The organism is Alkalicoccus daliensis, from assembly GCF_900103955.1.
GTDB lineage: Bacteria > Bacillota > Bacilli > Bacillales > Salisediminibacteriaceae > Alkalicoccus > Alkalicoccus daliensis.
Genome location: NZ_FNIL01000005.1, coordinates 27917 through 54677 on the forward strand (window position 1 = coordinate 27917; position 26761 = coordinate 54677).

23 protein-coding genes and 5 tRNA genes are annotated in these 26761 nt (G+C 46.4%); 23 read left to right on the forward strand and 5 right to left on the reverse strand.

The genetic code is table 11. From position 1 onward, the window contains the following. The first annotated feature begins 7 nt into the window (after nucleotides 1–7). The gene (ychF, locus tag BLP92_RS09665; protein WP_090842758.1) at nucleotides 8–1108 is read left to right on the forward strand and encodes a redox-regulated ATPase YchF; all 1101 of its coding nucleotides are present in this window, start codon (nucleotides 8–10) and stop codon (nucleotides 1106–1108) included. Nucleotides 1109–1391: 283 nt separating this feature from the next. Here the strand turns inward: ychF and BLP92_RS09670 are convergent, their stop codons facing one another. Then, the gene (locus BLP92_RS09670) at nucleotides 1392–2054 is read right to left on the reverse strand and encodes a Dph6-related ATP pyrophosphatase (protein WP_244516760.1); all 663 of its coding nucleotides are present in this window, start codon (nucleotides 2052–2054) and stop codon (nucleotides 1392–1394) included. Nucleotides 2055–2146: 92 nt separating this feature from the next. Between BLP92_RS09670 and BLP92_RS09675 the strand changes: the two genes are divergently transcribed. The 21 genes from BLP92_RS09675 (at nucleotide 2147) to BLP92_RS09775 (ending at nucleotide 19818) form a co-directional block, all read left to right on the forward strand. Further along, nucleotides 2147–3151: an LLM class flavin-dependent oxidoreductase gene (locus tag BLP92_RS09675; RefSeq protein WP_090842759.1), complete on the forward strand. Its 1005-nt coding sequence runs from the start codon at nucleotides 2147–2149 to the stop codon at nucleotides 3149–3151. A 116-nt stretch (nucleotides 3152–3267) separates the two neighbouring features. Further along, entirely contained in the window at nucleotides 3268–3555 is a 288-nt protein-coding gene (gene rpsF, locus BLP92_RS09680) for a 30S ribosomal protein S6 (RefSeq protein ID WP_090842760.1), read from the forward strand. A gap of 45 nt (nucleotides 3556–3600) precedes the next feature. Further along, nucleotides 3601–4122, forward strand: a complete 522-nt coding sequence (gene ssb / locus BLP92_RS09685) for a single-stranded DNA-binding protein (RefSeq protein WP_090842761.1) — start codon at nucleotides 3601–3603, stop codon at nucleotides 4120–4122. A gap of 43 nt (nucleotides 4123–4165) precedes the next feature. Further along, nucleotides 4166–4393: a 30S ribosomal protein S18 gene (rpsR, locus tag BLP92_RS09690; RefSeq protein WP_090842762.1), complete on the forward strand. Its 228-nt coding sequence runs from the start codon at nucleotides 4166–4168 to the stop codon at nucleotides 4391–4393. 178 nt (nucleotides 4394–4571) lie between these two features. Then, entirely contained in the window at nucleotides 4572–5513 is a 942-nt protein-coding gene (locus BLP92_RS09695; RefSeq protein WP_090842763.1) for a YybS family protein, read from the forward strand. Nucleotides 5514–5525: 12 nt separating this feature from the next. Continuing rightward, entirely contained in the window at nucleotides 5526–7496 is a 1971-nt protein-coding gene (locus BLP92_RS09700) for a DHH family phosphoesterase (RefSeq protein WP_090842764.1), read from the forward strand. After that, nucleotides 7493–7936 carry a 50S ribosomal protein L9 gene (gene rplI / locus BLP92_RS09705; protein WP_090842765.1) on the forward strand — a complete coding sequence of 148 codons (444 nt, stop codon included), beginning with the start codon at nucleotides 7493–7495 and terminating at the stop codon, nucleotides 7934–7936. Before BLP92_RS09700 ends, rplI begins: the two co-directional genes overlap by 4 nt. Nucleotides 7937–7967: 31 nt before the next feature. Next, nucleotides 7968–9332, forward strand: a complete 1365-nt coding sequence (gene dnaB / locus BLP92_RS09710; protein WP_090842766.1) for a replicative DNA helicase — start codon at nucleotides 7968–7970, stop codon at nucleotides 9330–9332. A gap of 525 nt (nucleotides 9333–9857) precedes the next feature. Continuing rightward, on the forward strand, nucleotides 9858–11144 hold the full coding sequence (locus BLP92_RS09715; RefSeq protein WP_090842767.1) for an adenylosuccinate synthase: 1287 nt from the start codon (nucleotides 9858–9860) through the stop codon (nucleotides 11142–11144). 200 nt (nucleotides 11145–11344) lie between these two features. Then, a tRNA-Glu gene (locus tag BLP92_RS09720) sits at nucleotides 11345–11419 on the forward strand. 84 nt (nucleotides 11420–11503) lie between these two features. Beyond that, nucleotides 11504–11580: transfer RNA gene (locus tag BLP92_RS09725), tRNA-Met, on the forward strand. A 35-nt stretch (nucleotides 11581–11615) separates the two neighbouring features. Further along, nucleotides 11616–11691, forward strand: a tRNA-Asp gene (locus BLP92_RS09730). 18 nt (nucleotides 11692–11709) lie between these two features. Next, a tRNA-Phe gene (locus BLP92_RS09735) sits at nucleotides 11710–11785 on the forward strand. 10 nt (nucleotides 11786–11795) lie between these two features. Further along, nucleotides 11796–11871 (forward strand) — tRNA-Thr (locus BLP92_RS09740). 721 nt (nucleotides 11872–12592) lie between these two features. Beyond that, nucleotides 12593–13300, forward strand: a complete 708-nt coding sequence (gene yycF / locus BLP92_RS09745) for a response regulator YycF (protein ID WP_090842768.1) — start codon at nucleotides 12593–12595, stop codon at nucleotides 13298–13300. Nucleotides 13301–13303: 3 nt separating this feature from the next. Continuing rightward, on the forward strand, nucleotides 13304–15136 hold the full coding sequence (gene walK / locus BLP92_RS09750; protein WP_090842769.1) for a cell wall metabolism sensor histidine kinase WalK: 1833 nt from the start codon (nucleotides 13304–13306) through the stop codon (nucleotides 15134–15136). Further along, nucleotides 15133–16497 carry a YycH family regulatory protein gene (locus BLP92_RS09755; protein ID WP_090842770.1) on the forward strand — a complete coding sequence of 455 codons (1365 nt, stop codon included), beginning with the start codon at nucleotides 15133–15135 and terminating at the stop codon, nucleotides 16495–16497. Before walK ends, BLP92_RS09755 begins: the two co-directional genes overlap by 4 nt. Then, on the forward strand, nucleotides 16484–17263 hold the full coding sequence (locus BLP92_RS09760; protein ID WP_090842771.1) for a two-component system regulatory protein YycI: 780 nt from the start codon (nucleotides 16484–16486) through the stop codon (nucleotides 17261–17263). The genes BLP92_RS09755 and BLP92_RS09760 overlap by 14 nt, the downstream gene beginning before the upstream one ends. 17 nt (nucleotides 17264–17280) lie before the next feature. Then, the gene (locus BLP92_RS09765) at nucleotides 17281–18075 is read left to right on the forward strand and encodes an MBL fold metallo-hydrolase (RefSeq protein WP_090842772.1); all 795 of its coding nucleotides are present in this window, start codon (nucleotides 17281–17283) and stop codon (nucleotides 18073–18075) included. 140 nt (nucleotides 18076–18215) lie between these two features. Then, nucleotides 18216–19463, forward strand: coding sequence for a S1C family serine protease (locus BLP92_RS09770; RefSeq protein ID WP_090842773.1), 1248 nt, complete (start codon nucleotides 18216–18218; stop codon nucleotides 19461–19463). Nucleotides 19464–19662: 199 nt separating this feature from the next. After that, nucleotides 19663–19818 carry a CxxH/CxxC protein gene (locus BLP92_RS09775; protein ID WP_090842774.1) on the forward strand — a complete coding sequence of 52 codons (156 nt, stop codon included), beginning with the start codon at nucleotides 19663–19665 and terminating at the stop codon, nucleotides 19816–19818. Between the two features lie 231 nt (nucleotides 19819–20049). Here the strand turns inward: BLP92_RS09775 and BLP92_RS09780 are convergent, their stop codons facing one another. Then, nucleotides 20050–21498, reverse strand: a complete 1449-nt coding sequence (locus BLP92_RS09780; RefSeq protein ID WP_090842775.1) for an FAD-binding domain-containing protein — start codon at nucleotides 21496–21498, stop codon at nucleotides 20050–20052. A 224-nt stretch (nucleotides 21499–21722) separates the two neighbouring features. On the opposite strand from BLP92_RS09780, the gene BLP92_RS09785 reads away from it, so the two are divergent. Continuing rightward, nucleotides 21723–22523: an alpha/beta fold hydrolase gene (locus BLP92_RS09785; protein WP_090842776.1), complete on the forward strand. Its 801-nt coding sequence runs from the start codon at nucleotides 21723–21725 to the stop codon at nucleotides 22521–22523. Nucleotides 22524–22976: 453 nt separating this feature from the next. Here BLP92_RS09785 and alr read toward each other — a convergent pair whose 3' ends face one another. The 3 genes from alr to BLP92_RS09800 all read right to left on the reverse strand — a co-directional run bounded on the left by alr (nucleotide 22977) and on the right by BLP92_RS09800 (nucleotide 26615). Further along, entirely contained in the window at nucleotides 22977–24083 is a 1107-nt protein-coding gene (alr, locus tag BLP92_RS09790; RefSeq protein ID WP_090842777.1) for an alanine racemase, read from the reverse strand. A 71-nt stretch (nucleotides 24084–24154) separates the two neighbouring features. Continuing rightward, entirely contained in the window at nucleotides 24155–25288 is a 1134-nt protein-coding gene (gene ald, locus BLP92_RS09795; RefSeq protein WP_090842778.1) for an alanine dehydrogenase, read from the reverse strand. A gap of 106 nt (nucleotides 25289–25394) precedes the next feature. Next, complete coding sequence (locus BLP92_RS09800) at nucleotides 25395–26615, reverse strand: PucR family transcriptional regulator (protein ID WP_090842779.1); 1221 nt, start codon at nucleotides 26613–26615, stop codon at nucleotides 25395–25397. Nucleotides 26616–26761: the final 146 nt, after the last annotated feature.

The window sequence follows — 26761 nt, forward strand, 5'->3', positions numbered from 1 at the left end:
TGTATAGATGGCTTTAACAACAGGAATCGTGGGCTTACCCAACGTAGGGAAGTCGACGTTATTTAATGCAATTACACAGGCAGGAGCGGAGTCCGCGAACTATCCTTTCTGTACGATTGACCCAAACGTCGGGATTGTGGAAGTGCCGGATGAGCGGCTGCAGAAGCTGACTGAAATGGTAGACCCGCATAAAACAGTACCTACTGCCTTTGAATTCACAGATATTGCAGGAATTGTAGAAGGTGCAAGTAAAGGGGAAGGACTCGGAAACAAGTTCCTTTCTCATATTCGGGAAGTAGATGCAATCTCTCATGTAGTACGATGCTTTGATGATGAAAATATTACGCACGTATCCGGAAGCGTAGATCCGATCCGTGATATTCAAATTATTAATTTGGAGCTGATCCTCGCTGATTTGGAAACAGTAGAGAAGCGTATCGGCAAAGTAGAAAAGATGGCCAAGTCCAAAGATAAAGATGCCATGGCAGAATTTGAAGTATTAAAGAAACTGCTTCATGCATTTGAAAATGAAAAGCCTGCACGCAGTGTGGAACTGACAAAAGAAGAGCAGAAAATCGCCAAAGGATTTCAGCTGCTTACTGCAAAGCCTGTACTTTATGCAGCAAATGTAAGCGAAGATGAAATTACAGATGTAGAAGGTAACCAGTACGTGCAGAAAGTAAGAGAGTTTGCAAAAGAAGAAAACTCCGAAGTTATTACGATCTGTGCAAAAATAGAAGCAGAAATCGCAGAGCTGGATGGAGAAGAAAAGCAGGAATTTCTGGATGACCTTGGTATCGAAGAGTCCGGTCTGGATCAGCTGATCCGCGCAGCCTACCAGCTGCTTGGCCTGGACACTTACTTTACTGCTGGTAAACAGGAAGTTCGTGCCTGGACGATCCGCAACGGCACAAAAGCTCCGCAGGCAGCAGGCGTAATTCATACAGACTTTGAACGCGGCTTCATCCGCGCAGAAATTGTTTCCTATGAAGACCTTGTTTCCGCAGGCAGTATGGCAAAAGCCAAAGAGCAGGGAAATGTCCGCCTGGAAGGTAAAGAATACATCGTCAAAGACGGAGACGTCGTCCACTTCCGATTCAACGTGTAGGAAGAAAAGCGGAATCAGCCGTTCAGCTGCGCAGTAACTGGACGGAACCTCACGAGATAAAGGAAACTCGAAAGAGGGGTGTTTCTTTCGAAGTTGACTTATCGTAAGAGAGGTGAGGGAAGTTACCCAGCAGCTGGCTGATGAAGCTGGACAGAGAAAAGCGGAATGGTGCGTTTTGGGATGCAGCCGGTGGACTGCACAGTAATCGAATAATGCTTCAATTAAAAAAGCTGTTTCATTCTAAAACAAGAATGAAACAGCTTTTTTCTTTACAGCATATAAGTTATTTTTCTACATCCACCTGCAGAAATGCGTAGCCTTCGTGGTACTGCACTTCTTTTGTAATGAAGGGTAAAGGTTTTTTAAATAGGGGACCGTTCACGACGACCGTGTGAAACTCTCCCTCTTCACCACATGGGTCTACACCGAAGCTTTCCAGATCATGCATCAATGCTTCTGTCAGCGTTTTCCCCAGAAAGGAGCTCGGCAGTTTTTCTTCTTTCACTACAACAATTACAGCTTCAAAGCCTGCGTCTATTAATTGTTCAACTACGAGACGGCGTTCCTTCTGCCACAGTGGATGGTAGGAAGTTACGTCCCGTTTTTCACAGGTGCGTTGTACCCAAGTTAAGTGATCTTCCAAGTCGATATCTCCAAATACTCCATGGGACACCCCTTTTTCCTGCAGTTCACTTAAGGCATCAAGGAATTTTTCTTCATAGGTCTGCCAGGAAGCACCGCGGGTAAGCAAAGGAATTTCCATCGCTTCTGCCTGCGCTTCCAATACGGAGAGAGGAAGCGCATGTGAACGGGAAAATTCTTCATTTTCTTCAAACATTGTCAGCAGATAAGCGGGTTTTCCGCCCTCCTGCAGTGCCTGGTAATGAGCAAGTGCAGAATCTTTTCCGCCGCTCCAGGAAGTAAAGTATTTTTTCTTATTTATCAAGTGATGTCATCCTTTCTGAGCATTTTAGCTGAGTTTATTTCTTATAGTATGGCACAATACAGGCAATCATTGTCAACGAAGAAGGGATAAATATGAAGTTAGGAATTCTCGATCAGGTACCGCGTCAGGAAGGCGCTTCGGAACAGGAAACAATTGCGCATACGATAGCACTTGCGCGTAAAGCGGAAAAGTGGGGATACCACCGGTACTGGTTTGCAGAGCATCACAGTTCGAATGGCCTGCTGAGCGCCGCTCCGGAATTATGGCTGTCCCGGGTGGGGGCGGAAACTTCCACGATAAAAATAGGCTCCGGGGGAGTGCTGCTTCCGCAGTACAGCCCGCTGAAGGTGGCAGAAACATTTTCGACACTTGCTTCATTTTACCCGGACCGGGTCGAACTTGGGGTAGGACGTTCTCCGGGAGGAAGCGAACGCACGAGAGAGGCACTGACAGATGGAGGAGAAAAACGATTTGAAGAATTTCCGCGGCAGCTGGATGACCTTGCTGGATTTTTAAATGATCAGCTGCCGCGGACCCATCCTTACCGCATTATCAAAACCACTCCCCGGCATGCGCATGCCCCGCCTCTCTGGCTGCTCGGACTTTCCCCTGAAAGCGGGAGACACGCAGGTGAAAGAGGGATAGGCCTCGTGTTCGGTCATTTTATCAATCCAGATAAATGGGAGGAAACACTGGAAACTTACCGGCAGACGTTTATTCCATCAGCAGAAAGAAACGAGCCTGCAGTGATTGTCTGCGTATTTGCAGTTTGTGCAGAGACGAGGGAAGAAGCAGAAAAGCTCGCGCTGACCCAGGACTTGTGGCTGCAGGGAATTGCCCGGGGAAATACGGTCATTCCTTCTATAGAAAAGGCAGAGAAGGAAACACTTGCTCCTGGCCAGAAAGAAAAGATCGCCCAGAAAAGACGGAGAGCTGTGGTCGGGACCCCTGCGGATATTCGAAAAGCATTGGAAGACCTGCAGGAAAAATATCAGACAGCGGAATTTCTGCTTATAAATAATACGTACGGATTTGCAGCGAGGAAGCGTTCCTTTGAGTTAATTGCAGAGGAGTTTCACCTGCAGGAACAATATTAATTCTTCTGTTGCTACAGATGTCTCTGTCTGTTATAATTAGAACTTGCGAGTAAAACTTACTTGCTCCTTGCTCTTTTCAAAATGAGAAGGGCCTAGACCAAAAGGAGGTGACACACATGCGCAACTACGAAATTATGTACATCGTCCGTCCAGATATCGAGGAAGCTCAGACGAAAGAAACAGTTGAGCGTTTCAACAAGATTCTTACGGATAATGGCGCAGAGGTTACAGAGACACAGGAAAAGGGAAAGAAGCGTCTCGCTTACGAGATTGAAGATTTCTCTGAAGGTTTTTATGTAATTCTTAAGCTGCAGGCTGAAAAGCAGGCTCTTGATGAATTTAACCGCCTAAGCTCTATTAACGATAACATCTTGCGTTCAATGATCGTCCGCGAAGATGCTTAATAATTAAATTGATCGATCGAAACCAACACCCAGGGAGGAATTCGGATGATTAACCGCGTTGTTCTAGTGGGACGCTTAACGAAAGATCCAGAGCTGCGTTATACAGCGAATGGGATTGCGGTAGCGACATTTACACTTGCCGTCAACCGTCCATTCTCCAACCAGCAGGGGAATCGTGAAGCTGACTTCATTAATATTGTAGTATGGAGAAAGCAGGCAGAAAACGCAGCGAACTTTTTGAAAAAAGGAAGTTTGGCAGGCGTGGATGGTCGCATCCAGACACGAAGCTTCGATAATAACGAAGGACGTCGTATTTTTATGACGGAAGTAGTCGCAGAGAGCGTTCAGTTCCTGGAACCACGTGGATCTTCCCAAGGCGGAGGTCAGCAGTATGGAAATACGCCTGACCAGCAGTCTTCCGGATCCGGATCTGGATATGGAAGCCCGGCAGGCAGCCAAGGCAGTTCCAACCAAAGCGGAGGTTTCGGTCAAAGTTCGTCCAACGATGATCCGTTTGCCGGCGAAGGCAAACCGATTGATATCGATGATGATGATCTGCCGTTCTAAAAGAACGTCAACTATATAAAATAAACTAAAGGAGGTTTTCTACATGGCACGTCGAGGTCGTCCAAGACGCCGTAAGGTTTGTTACTTCACAGTAAACAAAATCAAAAAGATCGACTACAAGGATACTGATCTTTTGAAAAAATTCGTATCTGAGCGTGGAAAGATTTTACCACGCCGCGTAACAGGAACGTCTGCTAAGTATCAGCGCCAGCTTACTACAGCAGTAAAGCGCGCTCGTACAATGGCACTTCTTCCATTCGTTACAGACTGATAAAACTTACCCTCGTTATGACCGTTCATAGCGAGGGTTTTTTCTATTCCTAAATGGGAGGAAAGCACGTCCCGTCCTTTGTTTTTTTAGGTACAATCATGGTAAAATATAAGGTGATGCAATTTAACCTGAGATAAATGTCAGCTGTTGTCTCATGAAAAGAAGGTGCAGAAGATAGATGGAGCAATCATCAATTATCCGTGACGGACTGCTGGCTTCCGCCGCTTTTTTGGCGCTGGTGCTGCTGGCTTTATTTATTCCGTTTGCGGCTTTATTACTAGTGTTTTTCCTCCCTCTCCCGCTCGTAAGATTTACATATAACTACGGGTGGCTGCCTGGGAGTATTCTCGGACTAAGTATATTCTTTCTGCTTTTTTTAATATTAGGACCTTTTGCGCCGGCGATTATGCTTTTATTTGGAATCAGCGGCATTGTGATCGGAGAATTGTTCCGCCGCAATGAAAAAGCATTTGGAGTATATGCAGGAGCAGCGCTGAGTATTATCGGCGGACTCGTACTTACTTATGTAGGATTCATGGCGTTTACCGATACAGATCCGATAGTGCAGCTTCAGTCCACCCTGGAAGATTCTCTCGGGACGACAGAGGACATACTGGGCACAAATGCAGAAGAAGATACCGAAGCAATTGAACAGATGATGAATTTTATTGATAATATCAGTGTGATCGTTCCAGCGATTCTCGTATTTACTGGTGCAGCGGCTGCTTTTTTAACACAGCTTGCAGCAGCAAGATGGCTCAGAAGCAGGGGAGAAAAGATCGTAAAATTTCCGCCGCTTCGCAAATGGAGTCTGCCTAAATCGTTTATCTGGTATTATTTATTCGCATTGATTCTTTCTTTTATTAATGCGGCTGAAGGAGAAACAGGAGTGATCAATACGCTTTCCTCCAATTTAATGCCTGTACTCGGAAGCTTAATGATTCTGCAGGGAATTTCTTTTTTATTCTTTTATTTTCATCTGAAAAAACTGAGTATTATCCTGCCAATCATGATTACGTTTTCTCTGGTTGTTTTTCCCTTTATGCTTCCTATTATACGAATCTTAGGTATAATTGATTTAGGTTTTGACTTGAGAACGAGATTAAAATCGCAGAAGTAGGAGTTGTGTAGAATGCCTAAATTCCTCATGAGGCGCTGGCACGGGTATCATGTTATTATCCTGTTTGTCATAGCGGCGCTGCTTACCGGAATTTTAACATATTTTGAATGGCGCCTTGGTACAGCTGGATTTGTGCTGCTTGGTGCTGTTGCAATTCTGGTAATCCGGGCGAGGATTCAGTTTGAAAAAGATCTAGCAGAATACATCTCGACGCTCACATACCGTATTAACAAAGCCGGGGAAAAGGCAGTGACCCGTATGCCGGTGGGGATGGTTCTCTACAATGAAGAGAGAGAAATCCAGTGGACCAATCCTTATATGCAGAAATTACTGAACCAGGACCTGACAGGAGTATCCATGGATGCTCTTTCCGATGAGCTGATTGAATCTGTTAATGAAGAGAAACGTACGTTTTTCCTGAATATTTATACGGAAAACTATCGGGTGGTCCACGAGCCTGAAGAAAGACTGCTGTATTTTTTAAATGCCACGGAAGAGCAGGAATTCAAAGAAAAATTTCTGCGCGAAAAAACTGTGATCGGATTTATTTATCTGGATAATTATGATGAAGTTACCCAGGGACTCGAAGATCAGGTCCGCAGCAAACTGCTGACGCATGTGACGGAAGCTATTACCAGCTGGTCGAAAGAACACGATGTATTAGTGCGTCGCATCGCTTCAGACCGTTTTATTGCTGTGTTTAATGAAGGAATATTGTCTGATCTGGAAGCGAGCCGTTTTCAGCTGCTTGAGGACATTAAAGAAAACACGCAGAACGAAAAGGTCGCTTTAACGCTAAGTGTAGGTATCGGAAGCGGGGAAACGTCACTGCGGGAACTCGGAGCACTCGCTCAGTCAAGTCTCGATCTTGCCCTTGGCAGAGGGGGAGACCAGGTGGCGATTAAAGAACGCAACGGAAAAGTCCGTTTTTACGGCGGGAAATCCAATGCGATGGAGAAACGCACACGGGTAAGAGCAAGAGTAATTTCCCATGCGATCCGTGATTTTATTAAAGAAAGCGATAAAGTATATATTATGGGGCACAAAAATCCGGATATGGATTCTATTGGGGCCGCCATTGGTATTTTAAAAATTGCAGAAGCAAATGGTAAAGACGGATACATCATTCTGGACACAGGAGATATCAACCAGAGTGTACAGAAGCTTTTGAAAGAAGTGGAAGCAGAGGGAGAACTTTGGGCAAGGTTCATTTCTCCTGATGAGGCGAGAGAAGAAGTAACCAATAATACGCTGATGATCGTTGTGGATACTCACAAGCCTAAGCTTGTACAGGAACCGAAGCTTCTTGGAAAAGTTGAGCGGACGATCGTCATTGATCACCACAGACGGGGAGAAGACTTTATTGATGATGCCGTACTGGTGTATATGGAGCCGTATGCCTCTTCTACTGCCGAATTAGTGACGGAACTTCTGGAATATCAGCCGCGCCAGCCGCAGGTGAATACCCTCGAGGCTACGGCACTGCTTGCCGGTATTATCGTTGATACGAAAAGCTTTGCAATCCGCACCGGTTCCCGTACGTTTGATGCCGCTGCTTATCTGCGCAGCCGAGGGGCCGATACGACGCTCGTACAGAAGCTGATGAAAGAAGATCTCGATCACTACGTGAAGCGTTCGAAGCTGATTGAGCAGGCACACATTTATTCCGGCGGCATGGCGATTGCCCGGGGATACGCAGGAGAAACCTACGGCCAGGTACTGATCGCACAGGCCGCAGACACGCTTCTTTCCATGAATGATGTAATTGCTTCCTTTGTCATCTCAAAAATAGAGGACGGCCGGCTGAGCATCAGCGCCCGGTCACTCGGTGAAGTAAACGTACAGGTCATTATGGAAAAGATGAACGGCGGGGGGCATTTGACGAATGCCGCAACACAGCTGGAAAATATGACAGAAGAAGAAGCAGAAGAACTGCTGAAAGAAAAAATAGATGAATATTTCAAAGGAGGACCATCAACATGAAAGTCATCTTATTGAAAGATGTAAAGGGTAAAGGGAAAAAGGGAGAAGTAAAGGAAGTACCGGATGGCTATGCGCGAAACTATCTGCTGAAAAACAACTTGGCACTGGAAGCAAACCAGGGCAATATGAAGTCACTGGAAAAAAAGAAAGAAAGTGAAAACCGTGCTGCAGAAGAGGAACTGGAAGAAGCGAAGAAATTAAAAGAAGAGCTGGAAAACAAAACAGTAGAACTGACAGCGAAAGCAGGCGACGGCGGACGACTCTTCGGTGCAGTGACAAACAAGCAGATTGCCGAACAGCTGAAAAAAGATAATTACAAGATTGATAAACGAAAAATTGAAATGGATGAGCCGATCCGGGCGCTTGGCTACACGAACGTGACCGCGAAGCTTCATCCGAAAGTAACAGCAACTATCAAAGTGCACGTAAAGGAAGTTTAGCAGGGGAGAACCGGGAAGTGAGGAGAGTAACATGAACGAATTGTTCACAGATCGGACACCGCCTCAGAATTTAGAAGCAGAGCAGGCAGTACTGGGTGCCATTTTTTTAGAAAGGCAGGCACTCATTACTGCCTCTGATCGTCTGATGCCGGAAGATTTTTACCGGACAGCACACAGCCGTATATTCGAAGTAATGCTCGAACTCTCCGACAAAGGAGAGCCGGTGGATCTTGTAACATTAATTGATGAGCTTCACCGTAAAAACTGGCTGGAAGAGGTCGGCGGAGTAGCGTATCTCGGAGAACTGGCCAACGCCGTACCGACTGCCGCAAACGTGCAGTATTATGCACAGATCGTGGAAGAAAAATCACTGCTGCGCCGGCTTATCAGAGTAGCTACGAGCATTGCAACGGAAAGCTATTCCGCCGAAGATGAAGTCGATGCAATTTTAAATGATGCGGAAAAATCGATTCTGGAAGTAGCACGCAAACAGTCCACCGGAGAATTCATGGACATTAAAGACGTGCTGATCGAGGCTTTCGATAAAATTGAACTGCTTCAGCATACAGCAGGAGAAGTTACTGGTGTACCTACCGGATTTCTGGAGCTCGATCGTATTACCGCAGGCTTTCAAAAGAACGACCTTGTCATTGTAGCGGCTCGTCCTTCTGTAGGTAAGACTGCTTTCGCGCTGAATATTTCCCAGAACGTTGCGACCAAAACAGATGAAAATGTAGCAATCTTCAGTCTGGAGATGGGGGCTGATCAGCTCGTTATGCGTATGCTCTGTGCGGAAGGAAATATTGATGCACAGAGACTTCGTACGGGAAGATTGGAAGATGATGACTGGCAGCGGCTGACAATGGCGATGGGAAGCCTGTCTAAAGCAGGTATTTTCATTGATGATACTCCCGGTATTAAAGTAAAAGAAATCCGCTCCAAATGCCGTAAATTAAAACAGGAACAGGGACTCGGCATGATCATGATCGATTACCTGCAGCTGATTCAGGGAGACGCACGCTCAAGTGAAGGAAGGCAGCAGGAAGTATCTGAAATCTCGCGTGAGCTTAAAGGGCTTGCAAGGGAGTTGGAAGTTCCCGTTATTGCCCTGTCCCAGCTTTCCCGCGGAGTAGAATCACGTCAGGACAAGCGGCCGATGATGTCGGATATCCGGGAATCCGGAAGTATCGAGCAGGATGCCGATATTGTAGCCTTCCTCTACCGTGATGATTACTACGATCAGGAATCGGAGAAAAAGGATATTATTGAAATTATTATCGCAAAGCAGCGTAACGGACCGGTAGGAACGGTGGAGCTTGCGTTTGTAAAAGAACATAATAAATTCGTAAATCTCGAGCGACGCTTCGATGAAGGCGATATGCCGCCGGGAGCTTAAATTCTTCAGCTGTTACAGCTGGAGGATTTTTTTATTGTCCAGGAAGTTGCAAGTTACTATTTTTGTGGATAATTTGATAATTGATAAAAGAGGAGAGGGCAGATGCTTATTTGCTAATAACAGATTCGAAGCTGCTAATGACAGATACACAGGGAAACTGCATTGTTAAAATCAGATTCCCTCCTTTTAGTAACAGCTACGCACACTAATAACAGAATACCCGCTGCTAAAAGCAGATAATTCGTCATCGTGTACAGATAATTGCTGCTAATGACAGAATACGAGGACCTTATCCATACATAAAAGTCGTACTGCATTTTTCATCGGATCTGCCGCAACTGCTTCTGCCCTTCTATCAGTGCGCAACCTTAACAAAGCTGTCCTAGGAAAAATAGACGAACAATATTGAAGGAATGATTAAGAACGTTCGGTAATTGTATTGACTGTGAGGTCTGTAACTGATAAAATGGCTGTGGTTCGAATGAAGAACGAATATAGCACATAAAAGTTGGAGGTGCTCAATCGATGCCATCGGTTGTAGTTGTAGGAACGCAGTGGGGAGACGAAGGAAAAGGAAAGATTACGGATTACCTGTCAGAGCGGGCGGAAATGATCGCGCGTTACCAGGGAGGAAATAACGCAGGTCACACGATTGTATTTGACGGTACAAAGTACAAACTGCATCTTATTCCATCCGGAATCTTCTATAGTGATAAAACATGCGTCATCGGAAATGGAATGGTTATTGACCCTAAGGCACTGGTAGAAGAATTAAAATACTTACATGACCGGAATGTAGATACGAGCAACCTGCGTATCAGCAACCGTGCACACGTGATTCTTCCTTACCATATCAAACTTGATATTGCAGAGGAAGAAGGCAAAGGTGCAAATAAAATTGGAACGACACGCAAAGGTATCGGTCCTGCTTACATGGACAAGGCAGCACGTACAGGAATCCGTATCGTCGATCTTCTGGAAAGAGAAACGTTTGAAGAGAAGCTGGAAATAAACCTGAAAGAAAAGAACCGTATGCTGGAGCGTATTTATGATACAGAAGGATTTTTAAAAGAAGATATTCTGGATGAATACTATGAGTATGGCCAGCAGATTGCAAAATATGTGACAGATACGTCTGTTATTCTCAATGAAGGTCTCGATGAAGGACGCCGTGTTTTATTTGAAGGCGCCCAGGGAGTAATGCTTGATATCGACCAGGGAACCTATCCATTTGTTACGTCTTCCAACCCGATTGCAGGGGGAGTAACAATTGGTTCCGGTGTAGGTCCTTCTAAAATCAACCACGTTGTAGGAGTGTCTAAAGCTTACACCACAAGAGTAGGAGACGGACCATTCCCGACAGAGCTTCATGACGAAGTGGGAGACAACATTCGTGAAGTGGGAAATGAATACGGCACCACTACGGGACGTCCGCGCCGTGTAGGCTGGTTTGACAGCGTAGTAGTACGTCACGCGAGACGAGTGAGCGGTATCACAGATCTTTCCTTGAACTCAATTGATGTACTGACAGGAATTGAAACGCTGAAAATCTGTGTTGCTTACAAATACAAAGGGGAAGTAATGGAAGAGTTCCCTGCAAGCCTGAAGGTACTCGCAGAATGTGAGCCTGTGTATGAAGAAATGCCGGGCTGGGAAGAGGACATTACAGGAGTGAAATCTCTCCATGAGCTTCCGAAAAATGCAATTTACTATATCGAGCGTATTTCTCAGCTGACGGGAATTCCGCTTTCCATCTTTTCCGTAGGGCCGGACCGCAACCAGACAAATCAGGTACGCGGAGTATTCGGGTAATATATTATTCAGCAGCAGAAGGTCTGTTCCAGCGTAACTGTTGGAACAGACCTTCTTAACGGCTGCGCACTTAATTAAGGCAGGAAAAGTTCAGCTGCTGTTCTTAAAAAAAATCGCAAAAAATTTTTCTGAAAAAGTATTGCGGGGATGAAAGTAAGATGGTATTATTATAAATGTCGCCAAGAGAGCATTATTTTCCTGGCCCGTTGGTCAAGTGGTTAAGACACCGCCCTTTCACGGCGGTAACACGGGTTCGAATCCCGTACGGGTCACCAATTTATTCTTTGTTGACAATCGAGAAAAAGTTGTGTATAGTTAATCTTGTCGCAGTTATTCTGCACAGCACATATTTTTATTGCCGCGGGGTGGAGCAGTCTGGTAGCTCGTTGGGCTCATAACCCAAAGGTCGATGGTTCAAATCCATCCCCCGCAACCAATTTACATAAACCTTGGTCGTTTTCGATTATAAATGGTCCCGTGGTGTAGCGGTTAACATGCCTGCCTGTCACGCAGGAGATCGCGGGTTCGATTCCCGTCGGGACCGCCATTTTTTTTTGCTTATTATGGCTCGGTAGCTCAGTCGGTAGAGCAACGGACTGAAAATCCGTGTGTCGGCGGTTCGATTCCGTCCCGAGCCACCATTGTTAGTCAGCTGGCCTAGCTCAATTGGTAGAGCAACTGACTTGTAATCAGTAGGTTGGGGGTTCAAGTCCTCTGGCCAGCACCATGATTTTTCTATCCCCTCAAATAATAGAGGAAGGATAGTTTTTTTGTATATACAATTATATTATGATAAACGCTCACACTCCTGCCGTTTCTGCTGAATTTTAGCTGAAGCGCTTTTTTTATAAATTCATAAAGAACGATACTCGTTATGTCACTGAGCTGCAGTCGCAGAAGATCGACTCCGAAAGGATGAGGAACCATGCGCGAAATCAGCCAATGATCTTGAAATCACTGGAAAGAGCTCTTTGCTTTCCAGTGATTTGGCTGCGTGAAGCCATGCTCCTCTTTTAAGAAGGCAGATTCGCTGAGAGAGTTTCCTGTGGAAAATGTAGCTTCGAAAATAAAGCATAGAAGCTTATACTTGTGCAGAAAAAGTACTTATTTAACAGCCTGCACCTGTTTAAAGCACAGCTTTGAACAAATGAGTCGAAGACAAGCCCTAGGGTCAGCCATCCCTGAGAGCGCCGCAGCAATGAAAACTCTTCATTCACAAAAATTACTTTGTTTTCATACTGACAGGGGTGGAGGAATTATTCCTTCTCTTAGCTCCCCCTGGGCGTGATGCAGCACCAGAAAAGCTCGATAACTAAACAAATTCAGGAAATAGAACGAAGATTATTTCCCAGGAAATACTGCTGGAAAGGAAGCAGTGGGAAATATCTTATTCCTGCATTTAATATGATAGAATGAAAGAAGAAATAGAGATTTACGGGAGGGTATTTATGGACAAGCAAAAGATATTAGTCGTTGATGATGAAAAACCGATTGCAGATATATTAAAGTTCGGACTGGAAAAAGAGGGATTTGATGTCGTCTGTGCGCATGACGGAAACCAGGCAGTAGAACTGGTGAAGGAACACGTTCCTGCATTGATTCTGCTGGATATTATGCTGCCTTACATGGACGGAATGGAAGTATGCCGGGAAGTAAGAAAAACGTATGATATGCCGATTATCATGCTTACGGCAAAAGATTCTGAAATTGACAAAGTGCTTGGACTGGAACTCGGAGCCGATGATTACGTCACGAAACCTTTCAGCACGAGAGAACTGGTGGCCAGAGTAAAAGCAAATCTGCGCCGCAAACAGAAAACAGAAGATCCTGATACAGAAACAAATAATATAGAAATAGGTCCCCTGCTCGTGCAGCCGGAGGCGTACCTTGTGACGAAGCGCGGCGAGCCGATAGAACTGACGCACCGTGAATTTGAACTGGTATACTATCTTGCCCGCCATATCGGACAGGTAATGACGAGAGAGCATCTGCTTCAGGAAGTATGGGGATATGATTATTTCGGGGACGTACGGACAGTGGATGTTACTGTGCGCCGTCTGCGTGAAAAAGTAGAGGATAACCCGAGCAATCCTTCCTGGATTGTGACAAGACGGGGCGTCGGTTATTATTTACGGCAAGCAGAGCAGGAGAGTTAATGCATGAAAAAAATTCGCTTCTATAAATCGATCCATGTGAAAATCGTGGCGATTTATGTATTACTCATCTTAATCGCTATGCAGGTAATCGGCGTATATTTCACACAGCAGCTCGAAGGCCAGTTTGAAACGAACTTTCGGGAAACATTAAACGAGCGCGCCGGTCTGCTTGCGTATAACGTAGAGCAGGAGCTCACCGCTGATGAAGAAGAAGAGGAACAGGATTTAGAAACCCGCATTGATTCGCTGCTGCGAAGCGACGTGTTTAATATGGAATTTGCTGATGTGCAGGTGATTGATCAGAACAGTATCATCGTTTCTGCCACGAGTCCTGCCCAGAGCGGATTTGTCGGGCAGCGGACGACGCTGCTGAGCGTAAAACAGGCGCTGCTTGGATTGGACGACCGTGAGGGGGAAATCCGGGTGAACCCGGTGAATAACCACCGTACGCTGGTCATGGCACTTCCGGTGGAATCAGATAACCAGGAAATTGTCGGTGCAATTTACATACAAGCCTCTATGGAAGCGACGTATGATCAAATGCAGGAAATCAATCAAATACTCATTGCAGGTGCGGTAATCGCGCTGTTATTGACTGCGGCACTGGGGATATTCCTCTCCCGTACGATCACCCGCCCGATTGTAGATATGAAAGAACAGGCAGTGGTCATGGGGCAGGGGGACTTTTCCCGGTATGTACACGTATATGGCGATGATGAAATCGGCCAGCTTGCAGAAACTTTTAATGATTTAACGGATAAACTGCAGGAAGCGCATGCTACGACAGAAGGGGAAAGAAGAAAGCTTGCTTCTGTCCTGATGCATATGACGGACGGCGTTATTGCCACTGACCGGGCTGGAAAAGTAATTCTTGTAAACCGCAGAGCAGAAGAAATACTGGACCGGAAGCAGGAAGAAATGGCCGGGATAGATGTTACGAAAATTTTGAGTCTTGATAAATTTATGAAGCTTCGTGATCTTTACCGCTTCCAGGATCCGCTCCTGCTGGATTTTGATAATCAGGAAGACGAAATGGTAATCGAAGCAAACTTCTCTACGATTGCGAAGGATAATGGAGAAGAAAACGGGATCATTGCGGTACTGCACGATGTAACAGAGCAGGAGCGCGTTGAAGAAGAACGCCGGGAATTTGTCGCAAACGTTTCCCATGAACTGCGGACACCGCTGACTTCCATGAAAAGCTATCTGGAAGCACTTTCTGACGGCGCTTTGGAAGATCCGGAGATTGCACCGCAGTTTCTGGAAGTTACTGCGAATGAAACAGACCGCATGATCCGGCTTGTTAATGATTTACTTCAGCTCTCAAAAATGGACAGCAAGGATTATAACGTCAATACGTCAGAAATAGATGCACCGCAGTTTGTAAATCACGTAATTGACCGTTTTGAAATGTCGACAAAAAATCAGGAAATTCAATTTAAGCGGAGAATTCCCGAGGATCCGATCATGGTGCAGGGAGATCGTGATAAACTGACACAGCTGCTGGATAATATCGTTTCCAACGCGGTAAAATATTCCCCGGAAGGCGGGACAATTAACATCACGCTGAAGGTGGAGCAGGGGCGTATTGTCGTAAGTGTGAAAGATGAAGGAGTCGGCATTCCGAAAGAAAATATTCCGCATGTATTTGACCGGTTTTACCGCGTAGATAAAGCACGTTCACGTAATTTAGGCGGTACGGGACTTGGTCTTGCGATCGCAAAAGAAATCGCGATGGCGCACGGGGGCAATATCTGGGTAAGCAGCGACTGGGGAAAAGGGACAACATTTTCCTTTAGTCTGCCTTACTCCCAAGAGGTGGTGGCACAGCAGTGAGAGCATTAGAACATATAAAAACCTTTGTTTTATGGTTGATGATTTTAACGAGTGTTGTGCTGACCTGGTTCGTATGGACGTATCAGCCGGCGTATGACGAGCTCGGGGAAACGGACAACTCCTATATTGAGATTGAAGATATCGGAGAAGCAAAATCGTTCTCGCAGCTGCTTTATCCCACTTCTGTACTTCGTCATGAGGAAGAGGATATCTCCTGGATTCATCCTGCAGAAGATAACTATCTGGAACTGCTCGAAGCAATCTCTGAAATCGGGCTCGATAATATGCGGACTGCAGGCACAGAAAATGCGCCTTCGCTGGACTGGTTCTTTGAAGGAATCCAGATGACGTTTGACGAACCGCTGGAGGGAGAATGGCTGCAGTATATTGTGGATATTGAAGAAGAGAATATTTTAATTGATTATATCGACCGTATAGTTATTACAGATACGGAAGCAAATAATGGCGGGGAAGTTACTTTTCTCTTTATCGATATGGAAGCAGAAGAAGTCTACCAATCGGAAACAACGATTTCTTCCTCACAGCTCCGTATTCTTACACAGCGGAGTGCGCTGGAACAAACGGCAGTGGAACCACATATTTTTCAGGAAAGAGAAGACAGTGACTTTCAGCCTGTACGGTATGTAGCGTCAGAGCCGTTGAGCCAACGCGTCTACACGTATGAAACTACGAATATATCACCAGATGGGTTTATTCAGACACTGTTTGCTGATCCTGGCTACGTAAAGCAGTATTTTCAGGAAGGACAGTCCAGTTCTTACACAGACGGTACGAGAATGATGGACATGCTGGAAGGAGGATCCCTGCTGCACTTTGTTCAGCCGGATTTATCTGCCGGCGCGCAGATCAGCACTTCCTCGGTCGTAAGGTCGGGGCAGGAATTTGTAAACGGTCATTTTGGCTGGACGGATGATTTTTATGCGACCTCCTGGAATGAAAGCGGCACGTATGATCAGGCAGAATTTACGCTGCACGTAGGCGGAATGCCTGTACTGGACGCAAACTCCAATAACGAAAATCACTATAAAATCGAGCTGCAGCGCTCGGGTACCGAAATCATTGAATATATCCGCCCTATGTTCCAGCTGGATCTGAATCCATTTGAGATCGATACGAATGTAGAATTGCCTTCCTATGAAGAACTGGAAGAAATTATCGAGGAAGAGGATATGTTCCCGCTTTCTGCGATTGAAGATGCAAAGATTGCGTATTATATGAGCAGACAGAATTCTTTTGCTGTATTTGAACCATCCTGGTTTGTATTCGTACGCGGGCAGTGGCAGAGAGTTTCTATACCGGATAGAAATGATCAGGAGGTGATGCCGAATGGACTGGAGTAGAACGAAAACTATTTTTATTGTTACGTTTATGCTACTGAATATATTTCTCGGCTATCAGCTTTCTGAAAAGCAGAGTCAGCTGAATGAAGTAACGCTTCCTGAACTGGAGTCCCGGATAGAAGAACAGGAAATTAATATACTGATAGAAGACCTGGAAGAAGAATTTATGGGGGCGCCGATCACTGCATATCAGCGGACGTTCCAGGAAGTGCTGATTGAGCAGACGCTGGAAAGCCAGACCCCGCAGTTTTTGGATGAGACGACGATTTATTCCGTACTGGATTCTCCCTACCGGCTTCCAAATGTGAATCTCCAGGCAAGCGTAGATGCTTTCTTGCAGCAGTACGTATTCCGGGGAGAAGAATATGAAGTTGCTCTTTATGATGAAGAAGCAGGGATCGTTGGAATTTATCAAACCTTCGATGGGAAAAAAATCGATGAATACGAGCGGGAGGACTTTCATATTACGCTGGAGCTGAACGAAGAAGGAGATATCATGGCTTACACGCAGCGGTATATGAATATTACAGAGCAGGGAGAGGAACAGGAACTGCTTACTCCAATTGCCGTGATTGAAAAGCTGCTGAATGATACAAGAGTGGGAATCGGCGCCGGCTCAGAAGTAACGAGTGCAGAGCTTGGATATTATAATTTAATGGAAGTAGAAGCAAACTTTCAGATTTTCGCGCCTGTCTGGCGGGTAATCATCGATGAAGAAGAGCACTATGTAAACGCCATGACGGGCGAAGTGCAAAGAATCAGCTAGATCCAGGAGGAATCCCCATGAGTTTGAAATTCAGCGTGCTGGCAAGCGGAAGCACTGGCAACGCTATCTATGTAGAAACACCGAAGCGCCGCTTTCTTATAGACGCCGGCTTATCAGGAAAAAAAATTGAACAGCTTTTTAAAGAGGCCCGTCTTTCGCCGGAATCGCTGGACGGCATCCTTGTAAGCCATGAACACAGCGACCATATTAAAGGCGTGGGAATTCTTGCACGCAGATACAATATCCCGGTGTATGCGAATGAGAAAACGTGGGATGCGATGACGCCTCATATCGGAGCAGTTCCTTCTGCGCAGAAATTCATCTTCGGACAGGAGTCATTTCAGACCTTTGATGATCTGGATATCGAAAGCTTCGTCGTTTCCCATGATGCTGCTGATCCGATGTTTTTTTCCTTCGTGCACGACGGAAAAAAACTAACCGTTCTTACGGATACAGGTTATGTAAGCGATCGAATGCTGGCAGCTGCAGAAGAATCGGACGCGTTGGTTTTTGAATCCAATCATGACGTAGGAATGCTCCGGATGGGGCATTATCCATGGAATGTAAAGCGGAGAATTCTCGGAGATGAAGGACACGTTTCCAATGAAGATGCAGGAATGGCGCTTGCAAATCTCGTCCGTAAGAAAAAAGCAGATATTTATCTTGCCCATTTAAGCAAAGATAATAATATGAAAGATCTTGCCAGAATGACGGTGCAGCAGACACTGGAATTAGAAGGAGTGGGACTGGGAGAGCATTTCCGGTTATTTGATACTGATCCCGCTGCTCCTACCAAGCTCCGCGAGCTCTAAACACGGACCTCCCTGTTAATTTGGGAAATTATCGAAGTTGATTCATTTAAATAGACGCCGGACCTTATTCCTCCTAAAATAAGAGTATCGGGATATTGAATGCATCTATCGATAGTTTCTTAACAAGGGGAGGTTTTTTTATGGGATATTATGATGGAGAACATTCGGAGAGGTCCAGAAAAAGAGAGAAAAACCACAGCGGCCTGTACGGATTTATCGGCGCAGTTCTTGGAGCGCTGATTGTAGTATTTTCCATTCCTGCGCTCAGTTCCTTTGGTTTCCTTCCCTATGACGTAAGTCCGTCTGGAGGCGGCCAGGAGGAAGCTGAAGAAGAAAACATAGAGAATGCAGAAGAACTAATAGAAGAAGAAATTGATTCGGTCAGTCTGGAAACCACCTCTGCTGTGACAGAAGCGGTGGACAGTGTATCAGATGCCGTAGTAGGAATTGTGAATATGAACCAGAGCGGCGGCGGAATTTTTGACTCCCCTGAAGGAGGAGGAGAAGGCACTGGCTCCGGAATTATTTATAAAGTAGAAGGAGAGCAGGCTTTTGTCGTCACAAACCAGCACGTAATTGAAGGCGCAAGTTCTGGGCAGACAGATGTAGATGTCACGCTGACGGACGGCTCCCGGATTCCTGCAGAGTTTGTGGGAGAAGACGTGCTGACAGATCTGGCAGTACTGACCATAGATGCTGAAAACGTGGATACTGTGGCAGTTTTCGGAGATTCAGAAAATCTGCGGGCAGGAGAGCCTGCTATTGCGATAGGAAATCCGCTTGCCTTTGAAGGCTCTGTAACACTCGGCATCATCAGTGCGGTAGAGAGAAGCATCCCTGTGGATCTGAGCGGCAACGGACAGCCCGACTGGGAAGCAGAGGTAATTCAAACAGATGCAGCAATCAATCCGGGAAACAGCGGCGGAGCCCTGCTTAACATTCAGGGAGAAGTGATCGGCATTAATTCGATGAAGATTGCGCAGCAGCTCGTAGAGGGCATCGGCTTTGCTATTCCTTCCGAGCTCGCACTGCCTGTAATAGAGGATTTAGAGCAGTATGGAGAAGTAAAACGTCCACAGATGGGGATCGCGCTGCGCTCACTCCAGGAGATTCCTTCTTTCCACTGGGAAAGTACCTTGGGACTGCCGGAGGATATCAAAGGCGGGGTTTACATTGAGTCTGTAGAACCGAATACGCCGGCGGCAGAAGCTGGCCTCCAGGAAGCGGATGTGATTGTTTCGCTGGATGACGAAGAAATTCAGGATGCGAATGAACTCCGCAGATTCCTGTATACAGATGTAAGCATCGGGGATACGATAGAAGTCGTTTTTTACCGGGACGGCGAGCAGCAGACCGTAGAGCTGACACTCGCGGAACAGGTATTTTAATCTAACAGGGAAAAATAAATAAGTGACAGCAGAGGAAAAGCCACTTTCGTGCCGGCCGGTATCGAAAGTGGCTTTTGTAGTTATCCACAATTCTCGGAAAGTTTTGAGAAAGAAAAGATGTGGTATACTATCCACATAAAACGAGTGAACGAAAAAATAAATTATCCACTGTGGATAATTCTGCAAAGGAGTAAATAACATGATTTACAGCTGCGAAGCGCACGTAGAAGAAGGTCTCGAGGAAGTATTAATAGATGAGGGGCCTCCTCCAGCCATGGAAAAGACCTCTGCTGCTGAAGAACCCTGCTTTCTCTGCGGAAAAAAAGCAGTCTATCAAATAGAAGAGCCAGCATAAAGTTGTGCACAAAGTTATACACAGTTTTCCACAGGCTTTGGGAGGAGAAATAAGGACCTGCTTATAAAGCGAACAAAGTAAATTTGGTAAATCAATGGGAAAGCGCTTTCTAAAAGGCGATACGAACAAAAGGTTAAAGTATTTCTCCTGTGTATATGTGGATAAAATTTGTGGATAACTTATTTACTGGTGGATAACCTGTGAATCCACAGGTTATATTTGTGGATAGATTTAATCTTCACGTTCATCAAAAAGTGAAAGCTGCTCTTCTTCCCTGGAGGAGCTTTTTTTCTGTTTGCTTCCATTTCCAGCGTCCAGGTATATTTTTTTTGCCTGCTGATTGGATTTCCGGATATCAGTCATTGGTCCGGGATAGCTGCTGTAAAAAAAGTGCGGATCCCTCCACGGTTCATGGATATAAGCTTGCGGCACTGCTTTTAATTCTTCTATGTACCGCCGGATAAAGCGTCCTTCCGGATCGTGCTTCTTCCCCTGCCTCACCGGATCCTGAAAGCGGATCGTCTGCAAAGAAGTGCAGGCATGCTGATGTATTTGACTGTAGTGGATACCGGGTTCATAATCGAGTAAAAGCTTTGCAAGGTCGTGCGCCGGTTTTTTCCAGTCGAGCCGCAGTGTATTTGTTACAAAAGAAACAAGCATTGCCCGTGCCGGATAGTTGATCCACCCAGTTCTGCGAAGACAGCGCATGGAAGCATCTATCATAGGGATGCCGGTGGTTCCCTGAAGCCAGTGGTTATATTCTTCCTCATTCCAGCTGCGTCTCGTGCTTTCATAAGCTGCGCTTTGAGGGAAGAACGCAGCTTGACGATTTTGCTTGAACGCCTGGACAGCATAGCTGTTCCAGTATAAGCGGGTCAAAAAAGCCTCTAAGGGACGTTTCTCTTCCTCTGTTTCCCGGGAATTTATTACTTCCATTGCTGCCTGGTACACTGTACGAAGGGAAATGTTGCCCCAGGAAATATAAGCAGAAAGCCTGCTGCTGAAAGTAGAGGATGCAAGGGGTTCCAGTAAATGCTTTTCATATTTGAGGAAGCGCTCCTCCAGAAAGCTGTGCAATGTTTCTAAAGCAGAAGATTCTCCTCCCTGCTGTCCGTAGCGGATGCGTTCTCCAGGCAGAGAAAGCTTGTCCAGCGCGGCAATATTTCTCGTTAGAAGCTGCGGGAGAGTCTCTGGAGGAGCCGGAAAAGAAAGAACTTCTTTCATGGGAGGCATATTTATCTTTTCTTCCCATGCCGCTTCAAAGTGCTTGGACTGCAGTGATCCCGGAGCAAACCCATAATGGGAAAATTCTTTGAAGAGCAGCTGGTGTTTTTTCATCCATTCCCGGACCTTTTTTGTTTGTTCATACACGTGGGGAGGCCCGAATTCTTCATAGGTGAAAAGTGTAAACGAACCACACGTGTGATACAGTGCTTCGAGGACTTCTTCGATAGCAGCGGCAGCTGTGAAAAGCTCTCCGCCGCCTTTGCGGACAGCAGTCTGCAGCTCTTCCAATCCTTCTTTTACAAAAACGGCGTGGCGTACAGATAAGTCACCTGCCTGCCATACCGCAGGTTCCATTACATAGAGAATAAGCAGCGGTCCGCCCTCGCTGACAGCTGCAGTAAGGGGCAGATGATCATGCAATCGAAGATCCCGTTTTAGCCAGACGACCTGCATCTTGGACCTCCTCCTTTCTTTGAAGATACTGCTTTTAATTTACACCATTAATGTGTAAAAATACAGGAAACCTGTAAATGACGATTACTCTTTTTGGCGAAAAGGAAATAGAAAAGCCAGAGTGTTTTCAGGGGGGAGGCAGCAAGTAAACACATGCGGAAATTCTCTGGGAATCAGCACTCTTTTGAAAAATGATTTTCCATACAGGAAAGGAGTTTTACAGCATGCAGGAACACAGAATTGAAGTAGAAGAGAATGTTTCTATTTACGTAGAAGACAGCGGGGAAGGAAAGCCGATTCTATTTATTCACGGCTGGCCGTTAAATCATCAAATGTTTAAATCCCAGAAAGAAGCCTTGATTGAAAACGGCTACCGCTTTATCGGCGTGGACCTCCGTGGATACGGGCAGTCTGACAAGCCGGAGCAGAAGTATTCATATAATGTGTTCGCGAAAGATATTAAAAAAGTAGTGGAGGCACTGCAGCTGGAAAATTACTATCTTGCAGGCTTCTCTATGGGCGGCCCTGTAGCGATCCGCTTTGCCACGAAATATGCAGATGAACAGCTGAAGAAACTTATTCTCCTCGGGGCAGCAGCACCAAGTTTTACGAGAAGAATGGGCTACGACCTCGGAATGGAAAAAGATGAAGTGACAGAACTGATAGAAGCAATACAGGAAGACCGAAAATCAGCAATGGAGGATTTCGGTGGAAATTTCTTTGCCTCCGACGTACCGCCGGAAGTTTCTGAAGAGCTGCTGGAACTGAGTATGCAGGCGTCAAAGCACGCAACGATTTCAGCTGCGAAAGAACTCCGGGAAGCCGATCTGCGCGATGAAGTAACGGACATTACGATTCCCACAGTGGTAATGCACGGGAAGAAAGATGAAATCTGCGAATTCGGCTTTGCGGAAGAACTGGAACGGCTGATTCCGAAGGTTACGCTTATACCGTTTGAAGAAAGCGGACACGGGCTGCACTACGATGAAGCAGAAAAATTGAACCGGGAGCTCGTGAAGCTTTAGCTGTAAAGAAGTCCAGGTGACGGGCGGTGCTGTTAACGATGAATTACTGGAAATATACTGCTGTTAAAATCACATAAGGCTTCGTTAACAACAGAAAAATGACGATGCTGTTCAGATCATCACCGTTAAAAAGAGAATAAAGGTAATTTTCTCCAGACATCCAGCAGACAAAAAATCCGAGCTCCCAAACAAAAGGGAGTTTCGGATTTTTTTGGTTCTTCGCCGTAACATGCAGTTGAAATACAGATAGTTATTTTATCCCTTTGATAATTGCAGCCTTTGTGTCCATGGGGACGCTTTCCGGGCGGAATGGATCTTCGACTCGGCCAATCTCGCCTCGGAGTCGCCCCATTTCCACTTTGGCTGCAGAAGCAGTGTATTTTGTGTAAAATCTTTTTCTATTTCGATTTTTTCTTGTCAACTACACTTCGTGGTGATGAACCATTTTTAAAACTATTCCCTGTCATACAGCCGCGGGACGCGCGGGCTGATGCCGCAGACAATTTCATAATTGATGGTGCCGATCACATCGGCAATTTTATCGATGGAAAACGTTACTTTATCATGCAGGCCTGCCTCAATCTCAGTAACATCAATCATTGTCTGATCCATGCAGACACGGCCGATGACCGGAGCCGCAGCGCCATTCACGTCGGCATCAAACCGGTTGGATATCAGGCGGGGCAGCCCGTCGGCGTAGCCAATCGGCAGAGTAGCAACAAGCCGGTCCGCCGCAAGCGTATGTGTGCGGCCGTAGCTGATAGTGCTTCCTGCAGTGAGCGGGCGCAGAGAAACGATCTCGGTGGAAAGCTCCATCGCAGGCTTGATCGGGAAGGGAAGTTCCATTTCCAGATCCGGCCGGCAGCCATACAAACTGATCCCGACGCGCACCATATCAAGATGTTTATCGGGATGGAGCATCGTGCCTGCGCTGTTGCAGCAGTGTTTTACAGCTGCAGGCATCCCTGCATCCTCCAGCGCCTGATACATTTCCTGAAAGCGGGCAAACTGTTCGTCGGTGTAAGGTGAATCTGCTTGATCTGCCACGGCAAAGTGCGTGAAAATGCCTTCTACATAGATGTTCGGCTCCTTCCAGAGCGGGGCAGCGAGCTTCAGCAGTTTTTCTTCTGTGATCACTCCGATACGTCCCATGCCTGTATCAACTTTCAGATGGATCTTCAGCGGCTCCTTAAAATCAGGAGCGAGACGCAGCATTTCCTCCTGTACGTCTTCGGAGAAAACGGTAAGCGTAATGTGATGCGCAGCTGCCTGCCGGATTGCTTCTTCTCCGCCTGTATATCCCATTACTAACAGAGGCTCTGTAAAGCCTGCGTTTCTTAATTCGAGCGCTTCGTCCATAATTGCAACGCCGAGTGCTGTGGCGCCGCCGCGGATCGCTGCTTTTGCAGCGGGAACGGCGCCGTGGCCGTAGCCGTTTGCTTTCACAACAGCCATCAGCGTGCTGTCAGGAGATATGTAATCCCGGAATGCCCGGGTATTATATTCAATCGCTGCGGTAGAGATGGCCGCAGCTGTAGGTCTGTAACTGGATGTCTTCATGATGCTGTTCCTCCCAGGGGCATAAGTAAGAGGACGACACAAGTGCCGCCCTCTTAAATATAACATATCCGTCAGGCAAGAATCCCGTTTTCTGTCATTGCTTCCTGGACCGAGCTGAGCTCATAGCCAAGGTCGCGTGCTACCGCTGCATAAGTCACATGGCCGTTTGCAACGTTGACTCCTTTTGCAAGCGCCGGATTTTCAGCAACTGCTGCCTGCACTCCTTTACCTGCAATCTGCAGCGCATAAGGCAGCGTAACATTTGTAAGACCGATCGTTGAAGTACGCGGTACGGCACCAGGCATATTTGCCACGGTATAGTGCACAACGCCGTGTTTCGTGTAGGTAGGATCATCGTGTGTAGTAATGCGATCCACTGTCTCGATAATTCCGCCCTGATCGATTGCCACATCTACGACGACCGAACCGTCGGACATGGACTGGATCATTTCCTCTGTTACAAGCTTCGGCGCTTTTGCACCTGGAATGAGCACCGCTCCGATCACAAGATCCGATTCTTTTACTTCCTGTGCAATCGTAAGTGGATTGGACATTAATGTCTGAATATCGTTGCCGAACTGATCATCCAGCTGCCGCAGACGGTCTGCGCTTAAATCGATCATCGTCACGTCCGCTCCTAGGCCGATCGCAATTTTTGCCGCATTCGTCCCAACAACTCCTCCGCCGATAATCGTTACTTTCCCGCGCTTCACACCGGGGATGCCGGAAAGAAGGATACCCTTGCCGTTTTTCGGTTTCTCAAGGAACTGGGCACCGATCTGGGAAGCCATGCGTCCTGCCACTTCACTCATTGGGGTAAGGAGCGGCAGCGTGCCGTTCACTTCCACTGTTTCATAGGCAATCGCAATGACGCCGCTTTCTGTAAGAGCTTCTGCCAGTGCCGGTTCTGCCGCAAGGTGCAGGTAGGTGAAAAGAATAAGCCCTTTGCGGAAATGTCCATATTCTGATGCCAGCGGTTCTTTTACCTTCATAATCATTTGTGATTTTGCCCAAACGTCCGCTGCACTGTGAATAATTTCTGCACCAGCTGCTTGATAATCTGCATCTTCAAAGCCGCTGCCAATGCCTGCGCCTGCTTCTATCAGCACAGTATGGCCTTTTTCCTGGAGCGTCACAACGCCTGCAGGAGTCATCGCCACCCGGTTTTCGTTGTTTTTGATTTCTGCTGGAATTCCAATAATCATTTGTTCGCCCTCCTAGCCGTATTATGTTCTACGGCTCAGTATAAGACGAAAAATAAGAGAACGCATTGTGCGTAAAATCAAAAATGTAAGCGTTCTTTTGTGGAAATTAACGAACGTGTTTCGACAGCTTTAAATCAAGATAGAGTCCCAGCTTCTGTACAGGGTCCTTCAGCTTCACACCGCTGATTTCCTGAATTCTTTTTAACCGGTAGTTCAGCGTGTTCACGTGGCAGTGCAGCAGCTTTGCGGTTTCGTTCATATTGCCGTCTTTGTAAAGAAATGCTTCCAGTGTTTCCAGCAGGCTGGAGTTTTGCTCCCGGTCATAATTTTTCAGCTTTGTAATCGCAGGATTTTCATGAAGCTCCTGCAGTTTCCCCGAACGCTCCAGCAGATCAATATAACGGAACACACCAAGCTCATGAAAAAAGTGCACTTCCTTCAGTTCGTCAGGGAAGCGCTGCTTTAATTCTGCTACTTTGACTGCTTCCTCATAGCTTGCTGGAAGGGAGCCGTAATCGGTCACTGCACTGCCGCAGCCGGACCATATATCCAGATCTCCCTGAATTCTCCGCTGCAGCGTTCTGCTGAATTCAAGCACTTCTCTTTCATAATCTCCTTCTTTTCGCGGAGAAACGAGAAAAAGAGAAGTATCGTGGTCAAAGGTTTGAATCAGCATCTCGACCTTCTGGGAAGTCTGTGCCGCGTATGCCAGTTTCTTTCGCAGCGAATCGTCCAGGTGCTGCGTTCGGAAGCTTACTACCGCAAGGGAGCGGTCTGTCGTGATGCCGATTTCCCGCAGCTGCGCCTGAATTTCCTTATGGGTGCCGGCTTCTCCCGTCACAATCTGCCAAAGCAGTTCCCCATGGTTCTTTTCTTTATTTTTTCGCAGCCGGTTCAGCTGCTGCAGCTGATTTTTTGCTTTGGATGCTGCAAGAGTCAAATCCTCGAGATCCTCTTCAGTGAGGCTTCCTTCTAAATCAATTACCCATATGTAGCCGAGCACTTCTTCTTTTCTGCGGATGGAAATGGCGACCCGGTTTCCGAGTCCGATGTCTTCAATTGGTTTTATTACAAGAGGCTCATCTGTTTGATTCAGCTTTGGAATAATCCCTTCTTTCCAAAAGCGATTGATCACTTTTTCAGGAACACGCCGGCTGATAATCGTGGAAATACGTGCCTCATCTGTACTGTCATGATGCGAGCTGTAGGCAAGCAGGTGGTGGTTTGCATCCTCGAGCGTTACCGGACACTGCAGCCGGTCACTGACAGCATCGACAAATTCTTCTAATGAATCAAAATTACGGTGAAAGGGGGAATCAGTATTCATATAGGACAGTCTCCTTCTTTCTCATGGTGAAATAAAGCTTTGTTGAAAATCCACAAGGGAAGCGTTTTCATTTCGTGTACAATCACAATTTATCACAGCTTCCGCCATGATAGAATAACACACGTGCTGACATCAGGGAATATACA

Coding starts and splice junctions, on each gene's coding strand:
- ychF (WP_090842758.1), top strand. CDS start 8: ATGGCTTTAACAACAGGAATCGTGGGCTTACCCAACGTAGGGAAGTCG.
- BLP92_RS09675 (WP_090842759.1), top strand. CDS start 2,147: ATGAAGTTAGGAATTCTCGATCAGGTACCGCGTCAGGAAGGCGCTTCG.
- rpsF (WP_090842760.1), top strand. CDS start 3,268: ATGCGCAACTACGAAATTATGTACATCGTCCGTCCAGATATCGAGGAA.
- ssb (WP_090842761.1), top strand. CDS start 3,601: ATGATTAACCGCGTTGTTCTAGTGGGACGCTTAACGAAAGATCCAGAG.
- rpsR (WP_090842762.1), top strand. CDS start 4,166: ATGGCACGTCGAGGTCGTCCAAGACGCCGTAAGGTTTGTTACTTCACA.
- BLP92_RS09695 (WP_090842763.1), top strand. CDS start 4,572: ATGGAGCAATCATCAATTATCCGTGACGGACTGCTGGCTTCCGCCGCT.
- BLP92_RS09700 (WP_090842764.1), top strand. CDS start 5,526: ATGCCTAAATTCCTCATGAGGCGCTGGCACGGGTATCATGTTATTATC.
- rplI (WP_090842765.1), top strand. CDS start 7,493: ATGAAAGTCATCTTATTGAAAGATGTAAAGGGTAAAGGGAAAAAGGGA.
- dnaB (WP_090842766.1), top strand. CDS start 7,968: ATGAACGAATTGTTCACAGATCGGACACCGCCTCAGAATTTAGAAGCA.
- BLP92_RS09715 (WP_090842767.1), top strand. CDS start 9,858: ATGCCATCGGTTGTAGTTGTAGGAACGCAGTGGGGAGACGAAGGAAAA.
- yycF (WP_090842768.1), top strand. CDS start 12,593: ATGGACAAGCAAAAGATATTAGTCGTTGATGATGAAAAACCGATTGCA.
- walK (WP_090842769.1), top strand. CDS start 13,304: ATGAAAAAAATTCGCTTCTATAAATCGATCCATGTGAAAATCGTGGCG.
- BLP92_RS09760 (WP_090842771.1), top strand. CDS start 16,484: ATGGACTGGAGTAGAACGAAAACTATTTTTATTGTTACGTTTATGCTA.
- BLP92_RS09765 (WP_090842772.1), top strand. CDS start 17,281: ATGAGTTTGAAATTCAGCGTGCTGGCAAGCGGAAGCACTGGCAACGCT.
- BLP92_RS09770 (WP_090842773.1), top strand. CDS start 18,216: ATGGGATATTATGATGGAGAACATTCGGAGAGGTCCAGAAAAAGAGAG.
- BLP92_RS09775 (WP_090842774.1), top strand. CDS start 19,663: ATGATTTACAGCTGCGAAGCGCACGTAGAAGAAGGTCTCGAGGAAGTA.
- BLP92_RS09780 (WP_090842775.1), bottom strand. CDS start 21,498: ATGCAGGTCGTCTGGCTAAAACGGGATCTTCGATTGCATGATCATCTG.
- BLP92_RS09785 (WP_090842776.1), top strand. CDS start 21,723: ATGCAGGAACACAGAATTGAAGTAGAAGAGAATGTTTCTATTTACGTA.
- alr (WP_090842777.1), bottom strand. CDS start 24,083: ATGAAGACATCCAGTTACAGACCTACAGCTGCGGCCATCTCTACCGCA.
- ald (WP_090842778.1), bottom strand. CDS start 25,288: ATGATTATTGGAATTCCAGCAGAAATCAAAAACAACGAAAACCGGGTG.
- BLP92_RS09800 (WP_090842779.1), bottom strand. CDS start 26,615: ATGAATACTGATTCCCCCTTTCACCGTAATTTTGATTCATTAGAAGAA.